Source organism: Flavobacterium frigidimaris (assembly GCF_002217275.1).
In the GTDB taxonomy this organism is placed as follows: domain Bacteria; phylum Bacteroidota; class Bacteroidia; order Flavobacteriales; family Flavobacteriaceae; genus Flavobacterium; species Flavobacterium aquidurense.
Map to the genome: position 1 here is coordinate 16,994 of NZ_MUGV01000040.1, position 12,839 is coordinate 29,832.

A 12,839-nucleotide genomic window follows, 5' to 3' on the forward strand; every position below is an offset into this window, starting at 1 on the left:
ATGCGCCATTTTAAATTCTAACTTATACCTCTGTTTATTTCTTATCAATTTTATAAAGTCGGCCCTGATCTGTAATTGCATACAAAGCACCGTCATTTCCTTGGGTAATATCTCTAAAACGCTGACCTTCTCCAGCCAAAAGTCTTTCTTCACCAATAACTTTATTATTTTCAATAGCAAGACGAACAATATGCATTCCGCTTAAAGCTCCAATGAAAAGGTTGTTTTGCCATTCCGGAACACGATTTCCAGTATAGAAAGTCATTCCGCTTGGTGACACTACGGGATCCCAATAATAAACCGGTTGCTCCATGCCATCTTGTTTCTGAATTCCTGCTCCTACTTTTTCTCCACTATACTCGATTCCGTAAGTAATTGTTGGCCAGCCGTAATTGGCGCCTGGTTTTAAACGGTTAATTTCGTCACCTCCTCTTGGTCCGTGCTCGGCCAACCATATTTCATTCGTAACCGAATTAAATGCTAATCCTTGTGGGTTTCTGTGGCCAATCGAATACAATTCAGGTAAAGCACCGGCTCCGGTAAATGTTGGATTCCCAGGTGCAGCTTGTCCGTTTTTTGTTATTCGGATTACTTTTCCTAATCCCGCCGACACTGATTGCGCTAATGGTCTTGTTTGTAATACCGAACGCTCTCCTGTACTAACAATCAAATTACCGGTTTGGTCAAAAAGTATACGTCCTCCGTAATGTAAATCACTCGGATTTGCAGGATTAGCACGATAAATTACTACCGCACCTTCTATTGTTTTTTCATCTGCGGATAATTTTCCTTTGGCTACGGATGTTTGGTTTCCTCCTGTTGAAGCTTCTGAAAAAACCCAGTAAATCATTTTATTAGTAGAAAAGTCAGGATCAAGACATAATCCTAACAATCCTCCCTGACCTGCCGGATTTACAGTTGGAATTCCAGTAATTGGACTGCTTACTTCTCCGGTTACACTAACAATTCGCATTGTTCCTGCTTTTTGAGTAATCAATAATCTCCCATCCGGAAGACTTTTTACCCCCCACGGACTTGTTAATGCTGAAGTAATAATTTTAGCTTCATAACTGGTATTGGTCTGTAAACCACCAATTCGAGTTTGTCCGGAAAAAGCGGGGCTATAATTGGAATTAGCCGGATTATTTTCTACAGGATTTGTACTTGTTCCCGGATCCGGATTTGTAGCAGGATCTTTATCGTTTGAGCAGCTACAAGCCATTAGTAAGGCACTGGATAAAATGGTAATATAGTTAAAGTGTCGCATCGTAGTTATGTAGGTTAGGGATTAATATTTAATTTGATAATTCATATCAAATTTCTAAAAACTGAAACAAACTCGCTTATATAATTAATCGTAAAACTTATACAATTTATTGTAAATCAACATTAAATATAATTTAAAATCGATCTTTAACATCTTAATACTACTTTTTTTAAAGCTTATTGTTTAGATAACATGCTTCTTTAATAATAGTTCTATCTTTTAGTTTTTTATTCGAAAATGCCCTAAGATTTTAATTTTCGAGAAACCTGAATGACGTTTTCATATCAAATTGTCTATCATAGCGATGCATTATATTGTGTCCCAATGGTTGAAACCATTGATAATGTTTAAATAAATTATCGCAATAAAATTCAATTATAGCCCAAGGTTTCAACCTTGGGAGACGTTCGGAAAACGCATTGAAAAACGCATTGCAAATACATCGCAATAAATATGGGTAACGCATTATATTCCCCAAGGTTGAAACCTCGGGCTATGTTTTAAAATAGATTATCGCAATAAAATTCAAATAGCCCGAGGTTTCAACCTTGGGAGACGTTCGGAAAACGCAGCGAAAAACGCATTGCAAATACATCGCAATAAATATGGGTAATGCATTATATTGTGTCCCCAAGGTTGAAACCTCGGGCTATGTTTTAAAATAGATTATCGCAATAAAATTCAAATAGCCCGAGGTTTCAACCTTGGGAGACGTTCGGTAAACGCAGCGAAAAACGGATTGCAAATACATCGCAATAAATATGGGTAATGCATTATATTGTGTCCCCAAGGTTGAAACCTCGGGCTATGTTTTAAAATCAATTATCGCAATAAAATTCCAATAGCCCGAGGTTTCAACCTTGGGAGACGTTCGGTAAACGCAGCGAAAAACGCAGCGAAAAACGCATTGAAAAACGAATTGAAAATACATCACAATAAAAATACTGTAACGCATTATATTGTGTCCCCAAGGTTAAAACCTCGGGCTATGTTTTAAAATAGATTATCGCAATAAAATTCAAATAGCCCGAGGTTTCAACCTTGGGAGAAGTTCGGTAAACGCAGCGAAAAACGGATTGCAAATACATCACAATAAAAATACTGTAACGCATTATATTGTGTCCCAAAGGTTGAAACCTTGGGCTATGTTTTTAAAATAGATTATCGCAATAAAATTCAAATAGCCCGAGGTTTCAACCTTGGGAGACGTTCGGTAAACGCAGCGAAAAACGGATTGCAATATATCGCAGTAATTATGAGGAAAACGTAATAAAATCTGATAATTATGAAATCGTCAGACATAATGATATAAAAAAATTCCTCTTTTCAATTTTATATTTGTTGTATTAGCCATTATCACAATTGCTTAATTCATTTAAGCCGTATTTCTATATCGTTTGAGGCTATTTACTCATTTTCTAACTCATCAATTCTACGCTATGTCACTTTCCAAATACAATAAGAAAAGAGATTTTAAGCAAACACAGGAACCCAAAGGTAAAGTTGAAAAATCTGCCGATAAATTGATTTTTGTAGTGCAAAAACATGCTGCTTCGCATTTGCATTATGACTTTAGATTGGAAATGGATGGTGTCCTAAAAAGTTGGGCCGTTCCAAAAGGACCTTCAATGGATCCTGACGTTAAACGCCTTGCCATGATGGTTGAAGATCATCCATACAGCTATAAAGATTTTGAAGGCACTATTCCGGCAGGAAATTATGGTGCGGGTAATGTCATTGTTTGGGATAACGGAACGTATACTCCTTCAGAAAAAACAACATCGCCAGAGCGGACTTTATTGGCAAACTTGAAAAAAGGACGTCTGAGTTTTGTCCTTACCGGTAAAAAACTTAAAGGTGAATTTTCATTAGTAAAATTAAATGGAAAACAGGAAAATGCATGGTTACTCATCAAAAAAAATGATAAGTATGTTAATGAGACAGACATATTGCAAAAAGATAAATCGGTTATTTCCCGAAGAACTTTAAACGATCTTGGAGATAAAACTAAAGAAAAAACACCTGATTCTGAACCTGATTCTGAAGAAGAAAATCAGACAGAACAAACGGGTGAAAAAAGTAATAAACCAGCTGAATTTATTAAACCAATGTTGGCCACAATTACTGACAAGGCATTTGATGATGAAGACTGGATATTCGAAAATAAGTACGACGGCTACAGAACTATCGCGATAATCAATCCCAACGAGGATGTTGAATTATACAGCCGAAATCACATTTCTTTCAATACCAATTTTAAACCAATAGCAGAACAATTAAAAAAAATCGATCATGCTGTCGTTTTAGATGGAGAAGTTGTAGTGGAAGATGAAAAAGGCAAAGCAAGCTTTCAATTGCTTCAAAATTATCTTAAAACAGGCATAGGGAATTTAAAATATTATGTATTTGATTTGTTAAATTTAGATGGAAATCTCATCACTAAATTATCAACACTGGATCGAAAAGAACTATTAAAAATTTTATTCAATAAATATCAATTCAGCAATGTTTTCTATGCCACTCATTCTGTTGGAGACGGAATAAAGCAATTTGAAATTGCTACAAAAAATACAGAAGAAGGTATTGTCGCTAAAAAAGCAGACGGTATTTATTTATCAGACAAACGCTCACACGACTGGCTTAAAATTAAAACTGCCAATCAGGAAGAAGCGATTATCATTGGAATCACTGAACCTAAGAATTCAAGAAAGCATTTTGGTGCTATTTTAATGGCGCAATATTATGGAAAAAGACTTCAATACATCGGGAAATGTGGTACGGGTTTTACGGAACAAATATTAGAAGAATTATATACCAAATTACAGCCGTACTTTATTGTGGATTCTCCTTTAAATGAAAAAACAGGTCTACGGGATACAATTCAATGGGTGAAACCAAAATTGGTCTGCCAGATAAAATTCTCTGAATGGACAGATGATAAGCGCCTCAGACATCCGGTCTATCTTGGTTTGAGAGTAGATAAAAAACCAACTGAAGTTTTTTTACCATCGGATACCAAAAATACAACGGAATTAAAAAAAGAAGAAAAAATGGATGAAACTACTCAAAAAAACACAACGGAAAATGATTATGATTTGAAAGTGGGTAAAACAGTACTGCATTTGACTAATCAGAATAAAATCTATTTTCCGGATGACAAAATTACCAAAGGAGATGTTGTTCAGTATTACAATGAAGTGGCTGATCTTATGCTTCCTTACTTAAAAAACCGTCCGCAATCGATGAACCGTTTTCCAAACGGAATAGCCGGTACGAGTTTTTATCAAAAAGAAGTAGATGTTGAGAAAAGTCCGTCCTGGTTAAAAACAAAGAAGATCTTTTCAGAATCCAACGATGCTGATGTAAACTACCTTATTTGCAACAATAAGGAAACCTTACTTTATATGGCAAATTTAGGTTGTATCGAAATCAATCCGTGGAATTCTACTATTCAGCATATTGAAAATCCGGACTGGTTGGTTATCGATATTGATCCCGATAATCAGGATTTTACCGAAGTTGTAAAAACAGCTTTAACCGTTAAAGAAGTAATGGATGAACTGGAAACCGAATGTTTCTGCAAAACTTCCGGTGCTTCAGGGTTGCATGTTTATATTCCGCTAGGAGCGCAATACGATTACGATTCAACTAAAATATTAGCCGAATTAATAGCCAAAGAAGTGCAGTCGCGTTTACCGGATACCACAACTTTGGAAAGAAGCATCAAAAAAAGAGATCGTAAAATTTATATCGACTTTTTGCAAAACAGACATGGCCAAACTTTGGCTGCACCCTACTCTGTTCGCCCTAAACCTGGCGCAACAGTATCAACTCCTTTAGAATGGAGCGAGGTAAATGAAGATTTACATCCTTCACAATTTACTATTAAAAACGTTTTAAGTCGTTTTGAGAAAAAGGGAGATTTATGGAAACCCGTTTTAGAAAAAGGAGCCAACGTTAAAAAGATCATCAAAAAAATTGAGGATCGCGATCGGGGTTAAGATGACTTTTTCTTTTTAGTTTCTAAGCTGGCTTTCAGCATTGCCATAAGATCATCGGTTTGTTTGTGAACGACTTTAAGTTCCGTCGGTTTTTTAGGCGCTTTTCCTTTGGCTTTCTTTTTAATAATGTCGAGAAGTTTAGCGGTATATTCATCTTTAAAACTGCTGATATCAAATTTCTCTGTAAGCTGATCAATTAGTTTTTCGGCCATATCCATTTCCTTCCCGCTGGTTTGAGCAACTGGCGGAAGTTTTAGTTCAGATGCATCCCTAACTTCCTGTTCAAAACGGATTCGGTTTAAAACAATCACATTTTTATACGGTTTTAAAATGGCCAGGCTTTCTTTATTTCGCAATACAAAACTCGTTACGCCAACTTTCCCGGAAGCTGCCAACGCATCACGAAGTAAGGCATAGGCTTTCATGGCTCCTTTGTCCGGCTCCAAAAAATAAGGTTGTTCATAATAAATACTGTCAATTTCTTTTTCGGCAACAAAGCTTTGAATATCGATCGTTTTTGTTTTTACAGCATCGGCGGCCTGAAAATCTTCGTCATCCAGAATTACATATTTGTCTTCGATTTTGTAGCCTTTAATAATGTTTCCGTACGCTACTTCTTTGCCTGTAGTTTCATTAAATCTTTTAAATATAATGTTCGAAAGATCTTTTGCATCGAGCATATCCAAATCAAGACTACTCTCCTGCACTGCCGAAAATAACTTAATAGGAATATTAATTAAACCAAAACTGATTGAACCTGTCCATATTGATCTCATGATTTCTTGTTTTAAATTGATATTAAATTTAAGGCAGAGTTGTGATTTTATATTATATGATATTGGGAATGTTTTATAAAATAATGAGTTGAAACAGGTTTTTATATCTTGGTTATTGAGTAATTTTTTATCATTTGGAAAAAGAAATTGATATATTTGAAATAAATAATGTGTGATTAGAATCAGACATATCTACCTTAATTTGGGTAGCTTTGTATGATTTTGTCAGACATATATACAAGTTATGTGTAATGCCACAGCAGAAAACTTAAAAATGAGAAATATAAAATCAATTTTGACTTTTATCTTAGTTCTGACTTTTGCAAATATTTATGCAAATAAAGACAGAATTGAAAGACCACAATCTTTTAAATTTATTTTTGAAAATAATGAAGTTATAAATTTAAAGTCAACTGACTTAAAATTGAAAAAATATTGTGACGAAATAGTTAGCAGAAAAAGAAAGATTGTTGAAGCGCAATTGCGGTATAAAACAGGAGAAATAATAACGGCAAAATATGACGGTAAAAATTGGAGTTGTTTAAAAATATCCTATAAAAACAAAGAAATAAATGTTCCGAAAAATATTTTGAAAAAAATTACTCAAATTCATTTTTCAACTTTAAATCTAATATGGTCGTCAGATAATGAAGTCGCTTTTAATTCATCGTATTTCTTTATGGATTTTGAAGTTGGAACAGTAAAATATTTTAATGAATTGCCAAAGTTGCAGATGTTTTTTGAAAACCCGATGCTTTTCGGAGATAAGAAATTTTCAAAATGTACAATAGAAAAGCAAGTCGAAAAAAATGCAACGCAATCATTTGACTTTTAACATAACGAAAGGCACTACACATAACAGCCGTTTGGCGAGATTGCGAATTATGTGGTAAAATCACGTTTATCTTTCGCAAGAAATTTAGTAGTAACCGAAAATAATCGGTTCCGAAGTTCGCAACCTCGCCAAGCGTCAGAACGTTATAGGCAAGTGATACCGATAATCAACAAAATAAAAATATGTATAGAAATTTATATAAGCAACATTCACAAGGTGTTGTAATGCTAGCGAAGCAGTTAGAAAATACTGTTGAATTTTTAGGAACTGGATTCTTAGTACACGAAAAGGGTTATATTCTGACTTGTTCGCACATAATAAATCAAACTGATTCAATCGTAGCTCTATTTCCACCGAGTTTGAACACTTTTAATCCAATGACTTTATCTCGTGTAAATTCAATTCCCTTAACGTTAGTTCAAAATAATCCAATAAATGATGTAGCATTACTTAAAATAAATAATCCTGATATAAGCGTAAGGGTACCTCAAAATCTTTTTGGAGAAACAACAACACTGGAATGCGGAACGAATATAGCAACGATTGGATTCCCATTTGGTTATGAGAGCTTACATCTTCAATCAATTAATCAAGGAATAGTCAGTGCAAAAACTGTTACTGCAAACGGTGTAAAATTGGTACAATTCGACAGTATGATACATGAAGGGAATAGTGGTGGTCCTCTACTTGATGTCAAAACAGGAAAAGTTATCGGAATAGTAACTAATCGGTTTAATCCAACAAAAGGTGGCGGTGTAATGATAGGCAATCATCAACTTGGAGCAGAAACCAATATTTCTTACGCATCAATAATAGAATATGGAATTGAATTAATCGACAACGAATTAAAATCATAAATATGTTAAACTTTGACAACGCTGAGATACTTGAATTCATTAACTCGGAAATACCTACATATCAAAGAGAATTACTTAAGAAATCACTAGCTGGTAATATCGATTCAATTGATTATTATGAACAAATTGGAAGAGAATTAAGTGGAGAAACTAATAGAGACAACTTATTACTTATCACAGGTAGAACAATTAACAAATCCAGTTTTTACGAAAAAGTCAAAGATGAAGTTTATAAATTTATATGTACTGAAGTCAAGGGCTATAAAACTGAAAGAGATTTTATTGGGAAAAATTTCAAGGAACTCGTTACGATAATTTCAACTGCTATTGCTTCGACATTTTCGTTAGGAGTTGGTGTAATTGTTGGAATTATAACTAATATTCTAATTGCCATTGCTAAAGTTGGTAAAAATGCTTGGTGTGAATTACAAAAAGAAAATATAAAACTGACCGAATAAATTTCACCTGCCTATAACACACGCTACAAGCAATTTGGGGATTTGGCTTAATGGAAAAATTGGTTTGTATTTGGAAGATTTGGCAAATCCGAAAAATAACGCTGATTTAATCCCAAACTGCTTGTAGCGCTGGAACGTTATAGGCAAGCTAACAGAAAATCTGCAAATGAGAACTATCTTTATTTTATTAATTATTATCTTAACGATATTTTCATGTAAAGATTCAGAAAATAGGACGTTATCTAAAACAGAAAATCCGAAGGATTCAATTCTTTATAAAAGTTCAGACAAAAATTACAACGTGATTTACAGAAGTAACTCAAGGTTATATTTGATAAACCTAAAAAATGATACATTAATCAACGTTCATGAAGAAGGTGTTGCACCAAATTCCATAAAACTAGAAGATTTTGATGATGATGGAAACAATGATTTAAGGTATGGATTTTCAAGTAATTATTATTACGAGAAAGTTTGGCTTTACAGTAAAAAAGAGAAAAGTTTTAGAGTTATTGATAGTATTGAAAATCCAGAATTTGCTTACTCAAAAAAAATAGAAAATACCAATTTATATTACTCATTTTCTCCAAACGGTTGCGGAAAAAATAATTGGATTAGCTACTTATTCACAATTAAAAATTTTAAAATAAAACCAAAAGGATTTCTAGAATACAGACAATGCGTTGACGATGAAAAAGGAATGTATTTTTTTAAAATTCTAAACGGAAAAAAAGTTTTGGTTGAAAAAGTTAATTTAAAAGAAGCAGACGAAAAAGATTTAAATCAAAATTGGAAAAAGTTTATGAATAAAATAGCCAGCCCATAACAGGCGTTTGGCAAGATTGCGAATTTTGTAGTAAATTCACGTTTACGTTTCGCAATAAATTTTATCTAATTAAAAAATAAGTAGTTACGAAGTTCGCAACCTCGCCAAGCGCCAGAACGTTGGTGGCAAGGCTAACGCAAAAAAGACGAAATAAAAACTGAATAAATATATTATGAAAGAAGAAGTTAAAAAAATAGCGGGTATGTTAAACGCTGTTTTAAACCAACAAGGAATAAATGTAAAAAAAAATGCAATTTTACAAACTTTAGAAGATTTTGAAAATTCAACATTAAGAGAAATTAAAAGAGATTTCGACAACGATGATTATGATGATATTGAAGATTTAAAAAAAAATGTCAATGTCTATATTGATTTAAAAAATCAAATCAACGAAAACAATTTATCAAACAAAATTGAATGTAAAAATTCATTATCAAAAATTTTAAACGTTTACAATTATTACGAAAGTAAGTATATAAGAGAATTAGAATACCGAAATAGTGAACAACGAAAAAACTACATTGAAAATATTTTATCTCCAATTTTACTCATCAGCATATTCTTTGAAGAAAAAATATTAAAATAAATAATCTAAAAATTGCAGTATGTTAAGAGCAAGTATATTTCAAAAAAATATTTTAAAGAATAATGATTATAGTGAATTTGTGTTAAATATTGAAAATTCATTAATAGAAATAAATAATGATTCATTGAAAATTTATGATGAAGAAAATTTAATATTAAATTCATCATTGCTTCAAAAAGAAGTTGATTTTCATACCACAACGTTTCACGGACAATTTCAAGACGGCACATTATTTAGAGTAATACGTCCAAACGATATTCCTTTAGAAAATATCAAAAGTGAATATAATTGTGTTTCAGCCTTTTCAATGGCAAGTATAGAACCAGACGGATATGCAATACATTTCATTTTGACCGATAGAAATGATATAAGAAGTAATTCAGTAGTTGAGAAAGGTATTGAAGAACAAATACAACGTTTATTAGAAGGATGTATACTTGCTTTGCAAAATAAACTTTACAGTAATTTCGTTGATTATTCAAAAAGAATATTAGGATTAATTAATAATGTAGATGAATTACACGCATACGAATATGGCACTCAAATACTATTATTAATGACCGAAAATATTGAGTTATATTCTGAAAACGAAAAAATTAAAATAAGATTTTAAAAATCATAATTTAGTTTATTAAATCTCAAAACATCTTAAATTGGAAATTCATTATAAATTAATTGACCCTGGCTCTCCAAAGTCTTATCATGAAAAGCTGCGCAAATGTCTCTGACTTTGCGTATTTCTTTTGTTTCTTAGAAATTGTAACCCCTATAAAAGTCTCCCGACTTTTTACTGTTAGTTCTTATTATTGTCTTGGATTTTTTTTGCATTCAGGAAAAATATTCTAAGAAAATTAGTTTTAAAGTCAGAGACTTTATGAAGTCTCTGTTTTTCAATTATATTTGTTTTAAATGGCGCAAAGTAAGAGACATTTGCGCAACATAAAGAAGAACGCTTCGGAGAGCGGGTGCAAAGTCAGAGACATTTGCGCAACATAAAGAAGAACCCCAAAAAAATCTGTAATAATTTGAAAAGTTACCATTTTTTGGTAACTTAGCTAAAAAAATATGGGACGAAATACCTCTATATCGCTTGGTAATCATTTCGAAAGTTTTATCGAACACAGTGTAAATGATGGAAGATTCAATAACGCAAGTGAAGTTATCAGAGCCGGTCTTCGGCTTTTAGAAGATGAGGAAAATAAAATTATAGCTTTAAGAAAAGCGATTAATGATGGGATTGAAAGTGGACGTGCGGTAGATTTTGATGCTAAAAAACATCTTGACATTTTAAAAGCAAGAAGAAAATCAAATGGCTAAATATTATTTAACAAATAAAGCTGTTGATGACTTATCAGAAATTTGGGATTATACAATCGAAACTTGGTCTGAAATGCAAGCTGAAAAGTATTATGATTTACTTATGGCATCGTGTGATGATTTAGCAAATAATCCAGAACTTGGTAGAAACTACGATATAGTAACGAAAGGAATATTAGGTTTTAAATCAGGTGAACATATTATCTTCTACTCAATTATATCAAAGAACGAAATAGAAATCGCAAGAATTCTTCATGGAATGATGGATTTAAAAAGCAGACTATAAGGAACCTCACATAACAGCTACCTGGCTCTCCAAAGTCTTCTCATGAAAAGCTGCGCAAATGTGTCTGACTTTGCGTATTTCTTTTGCTTCTTAGAAATTGTAACCCCTATAAAAGTCTCCCGACTTTTTACTGTTAGTTATTATTATTGTCTTGGATTTTTTTTGCATTCAGGAAAAATATTCTAAGAAAATTAGTTTTAAATGGCAAAGTCAGAGACATTTGCGCAACATACAGAAGAACAATTCGGAGAGCGGGGGGAGAATAGAAACTGCTCATAACAGCTACAACGCATTTAGGCCATAGGCTTAATAGAAAGTTGGTTTTGTATTTGGGGTGATTTGCTTCGCCTGTTCGCTATTGGGTGGAAAATCCAAAGAATGGGTTTAATTTAGTCCCAAACTCACTTTACTTTATTATCTGAACGTTTGCAGTAATGAGCGCGCAGAAAAAAAACAATGAATTAACGAAATGAAAATTATTCAAAAAGAAAGTTATTACGAATATATTAAAAGGAGTCTTAAAACTCTTTTTAATAGATCTACTAATATAATTTATACTTTCTTAGCATTTCTTATAGTAGCAGTTTGTTGGTACGAAGATGGATTTGAGAATATGCTAAGAACTGTTTTTCTTTTGATAAATGCATCTATAATTATGTTGTTTCTTGGAGAAATTTTAGCAACTATAATTTCAAAAGAAATAAATAAAAACAGTTTCATTACTGAATTGATTGCAATAATTATTTTGGTTTTTATAAGTTTTGTTTTATATGATGAAAATTTCAGATTTTGGTCATTTGCTTTAGGTTTCATATTATCTATTCCAATAATTTTAAATATTGTCTTTAATAGAATCAGAATATGGCTAAATATATAAAGGAAAATTACTACTGCCAACAGCTACACAAGATTTTGTCAATAGGCTTAATGGAAAGTTGGTTTTGTATTTGGGATGATTTGCTTCGCCTGTTCGTTATCGGGTGGCAAATCCAAAGAATCGGCTTAATTTAGTCCCAAAACCGTAGTAATACTACAATGTTAGATGTAATACACCAAACAAAACAGGAAAAAATATTCGATATGAGAAAAACCATTCAAATAATAATATCATTATCTATTTTAGGATTTGCATCTTGTCAAAATAAAAATGTATTGGACGGAAAAAGCTTTATTGGATTTGAGGAAGACATATATTTTGATTCTTCAAGCCCAACTTTTCAAACAATATTAACTTTCGAAGATGATAGTGTATTAGTCGTAAAAAATTTAATTTCCATAGTTGACAAAGACACTTTGAATTTTAAAAGAAAGAATTCTAGTTATCAATATAAAGGTGCCGTTAAAAAAGAAAACAATAATCTGGAATTTGTTGCATATGCATATAATTGTAAAGGATGTCAAGTTACCTTTAGAGTGGATAAAAAAGGAAATGGCAAAAAGTTTTTAGAAAAAAAAACATATAAGGGGTTTGTCACTAAAAATGGGCTAAATTTAAATGGAGTTAATTTCAAACCAGAATAAGTACTGCAGCTAACAGCTTGGCAAGATTGGGGTTTTATGATTAATAGAAAGTTGGTTTTGTATTTGGGTACCGATAGCTATCGGGATTGGCAAATCCGAAGAGTGGAGA

13 protein-coding genes are annotated in these 12,839 nt (G+C 32.4%); 11 read left to right on the plus strand and 2 right to left on the minus strand.

Going from position 1 to position 12,839, the window contains the following annotated elements:
* Positions 1-34: 34 nt before the first annotated feature.
* Positions 35-1,267, minus strand: a complete 1,233-nt coding sequence (locus B0A65_RS20455; protein WP_074663312.1) for a PQQ-dependent sugar dehydrogenase — start codon at positions 1,265-1,267, stop codon at positions 35-37.
* A gap of 1,439 nt (positions 1,268-2,706) precedes the next feature.
* On the opposite strand from B0A65_RS20455, the gene ligD reads away from it, so the two are divergent.
* A complete protein-coding gene (ligD, locus tag B0A65_RS20460) occupies positions 2,707-5,268 on the plus strand; it encodes a DNA ligase D (RefSeq protein WP_074663314.1) in 2,562 nt (853 codons plus the stop codon).
* Here ligD and ku read toward each other — a convergent pair.
* A complete protein-coding gene (gene ku / locus B0A65_RS20465; RefSeq protein ID WP_074663317.1) occupies positions 5,265-6,044 on the minus strand; it encodes a non-homologous end joining protein Ku in 780 nt (259 codons plus the stop codon). The two genes, ligD and ku, sit on opposite strands and share 4 nt — an antisense overlap.
* Positions 6,045-6,318: 274 nt before the next feature.
* Here ku and B0A65_RS20470 point away from each other — a divergent pair, with 274 nt between their 5' ends.
* The 10 genes from B0A65_RS20470 (at position 6,319) to B0A65_RS20515 (ending at position 12,730) form a co-directional block, all read left to right on the plus strand.
* On the plus strand, positions 6,319-6,879 hold the full coding sequence (locus tag B0A65_RS20470) for a hypothetical protein (protein ID WP_123890399.1): 561 nt from the start codon (positions 6,319-6,321) through the stop codon (positions 6,877-6,879).
* A 224-nt stretch (positions 6,880-7,103) separates the two neighbouring features.
* Positions 7,104-7,736: a S1C family serine protease gene (locus tag B0A65_RS20475; RefSeq protein WP_074663322.1), complete on the plus strand. Its 633-nt coding sequence runs from the start codon at positions 7,104-7,106 to the stop codon at positions 7,734-7,736.
* Positions 7,737-7,738: 2 nt separating this feature from the next.
* A complete protein-coding gene (locus B0A65_RS20480) occupies positions 7,739-8,194 on the plus strand; it encodes a hypothetical protein (protein WP_074663325.1) in 456 nt (151 codons plus the stop codon).
* A 166-nt stretch (positions 8,195-8,360) separates the two neighbouring features.
* The gene (locus tag B0A65_RS20485; protein ID WP_074663327.1) at positions 8,361-9,020 is read left to right on the plus strand and encodes a hypothetical protein; all 660 of its coding nucleotides are present in this window, start codon (positions 8,361-8,363) and stop codon (positions 9,018-9,020) included.
* Positions 9,021-9,192: 172 nt separating this feature from the next.
* Positions 9,193-9,606 carry a hypothetical protein gene (locus B0A65_RS20490; RefSeq protein ID WP_074663330.1) on the plus strand — a complete coding sequence of 138 codons (414 nt, stop codon included), beginning with the start codon at positions 9,193-9,195 and terminating at the stop codon, positions 9,604-9,606.
* A gap of 19 nt (positions 9,607-9,625) precedes the next feature.
* Entirely contained in the window at positions 9,626-10,219 is a 594-nt protein-coding gene (locus B0A65_RS20495; RefSeq protein WP_074663332.1) for a hypothetical protein, read from the plus strand.
* 452 nt (positions 10,220-10,671) lie between these two features.
* Positions 10,672-10,923, plus strand: a complete 252-nt coding sequence (locus B0A65_RS20500; protein WP_074663335.1) for a type II toxin-antitoxin system ParD family antitoxin — start codon at positions 10,672-10,674, stop codon at positions 10,921-10,923.
* Complete coding sequence (locus B0A65_RS20505) at positions 10,916-11,209, plus strand: type II toxin-antitoxin system RelE/ParE family toxin (protein ID WP_074663338.1); 294 nt, start codon at positions 10,916-10,918, stop codon at positions 11,207-11,209. Before B0A65_RS20500 ends, B0A65_RS20505 begins: the two co-directional genes overlap by 8 nt.
* Positions 11,210-11,678: 469 nt before the next feature.
* Positions 11,679-12,086 (plus strand): hypothetical protein, encoded by a 408-nt coding sequence (locus B0A65_RS20510; protein WP_074663340.1) that lies wholly within the window; start codon positions 11,679-11,681, stop codon positions 12,084-12,086.
* A gap of 203 nt (positions 12,087-12,289) precedes the next feature.
* Positions 12,290-12,730, plus strand: a complete 441-nt coding sequence (locus tag B0A65_RS20515) for a hypothetical protein (protein ID WP_123890401.1) — start codon at positions 12,290-12,292, stop codon at positions 12,728-12,730.
* Positions 12,731-12,839 lie beyond the last annotated feature (109 nt).

What these genes read in the sequence shown, in the direction of transcription:
- ku (WP_074663317.1), bottom strand. Translation starts at nt 6,044, where the DNA reads ATGAGATCAATATGGACAGGTTCAATCAGTTTTGGTTTAATTAATATT.
- B0A65_RS20455 (WP_074663312.1), bottom strand. Translation starts at nt 1,267, where the DNA reads ATGCGACACTTTAACTATATTACCATTTTATCCAGTGCCTTACTAATG.
- B0A65_RS20490 (WP_074663330.1), top strand. Translation starts at nt 9,193, where the DNA reads ATGAAAGAAGAAGTTAAAAAAATAGCGGGTATGTTAAACGCTGTTTTA.
- B0A65_RS20515 (WP_123890401.1), top strand. Translation starts at nt 12,290, where the DNA reads ATGAGAAAAACCATTCAAATAATAATATCATTATCTATTTTAGGATTT.
- B0A65_RS20510 (WP_074663340.1), top strand. Translation starts at nt 11,679, where the DNA reads ATGAAAATTATTCAAAAAGAAAGTTATTACGAATATATTAAAAGGAGT.
- B0A65_RS20495 (WP_074663332.1), top strand. Translation starts at nt 9,626, where the DNA reads ATGTTAAGAGCAAGTATATTTCAAAAAAATATTTTAAAGAATAATGAT.
- B0A65_RS20485 (WP_074663327.1), top strand. Translation starts at nt 8,361, where the DNA reads ATGAGAACTATCTTTATTTTATTAATTATTATCTTAACGATATTTTCA.
- B0A65_RS20480 (WP_074663325.1), top strand. Translation starts at nt 7,739, where the DNA reads ATGTTAAACTTTGACAACGCTGAGATACTTGAATTCATTAACTCGGAA.
- ligD (WP_074663314.1), top strand. Translation starts at nt 2,707, where the DNA reads ATGTCACTTTCCAAATACAATAAGAAAAGAGATTTTAAGCAAACACAG.
- B0A65_RS20500 (WP_074663335.1), top strand. Translation starts at nt 10,672, where the DNA reads ATGGGACGAAATACCTCTATATCGCTTGGTAATCATTTCGAAAGTTTT.
- B0A65_RS20475 (WP_074663322.1), top strand. Translation starts at nt 7,104, where the DNA reads ATGCTAGCGAAGCAGTTAGAAAATACTGTTGAATTTTTAGGAACTGGA.
- B0A65_RS20505 (WP_074663338.1), top strand. Translation starts at nt 10,916, where the DNA reads ATGGCTAAATATTATTTAACAAATAAAGCTGTTGATGACTTATCAGAA.
- B0A65_RS20470 (WP_123890399.1), top strand. Translation starts at nt 6,319, where the DNA reads ATGAGAAATATAAAATCAATTTTGACTTTTATCTTAGTTCTGACTTTT.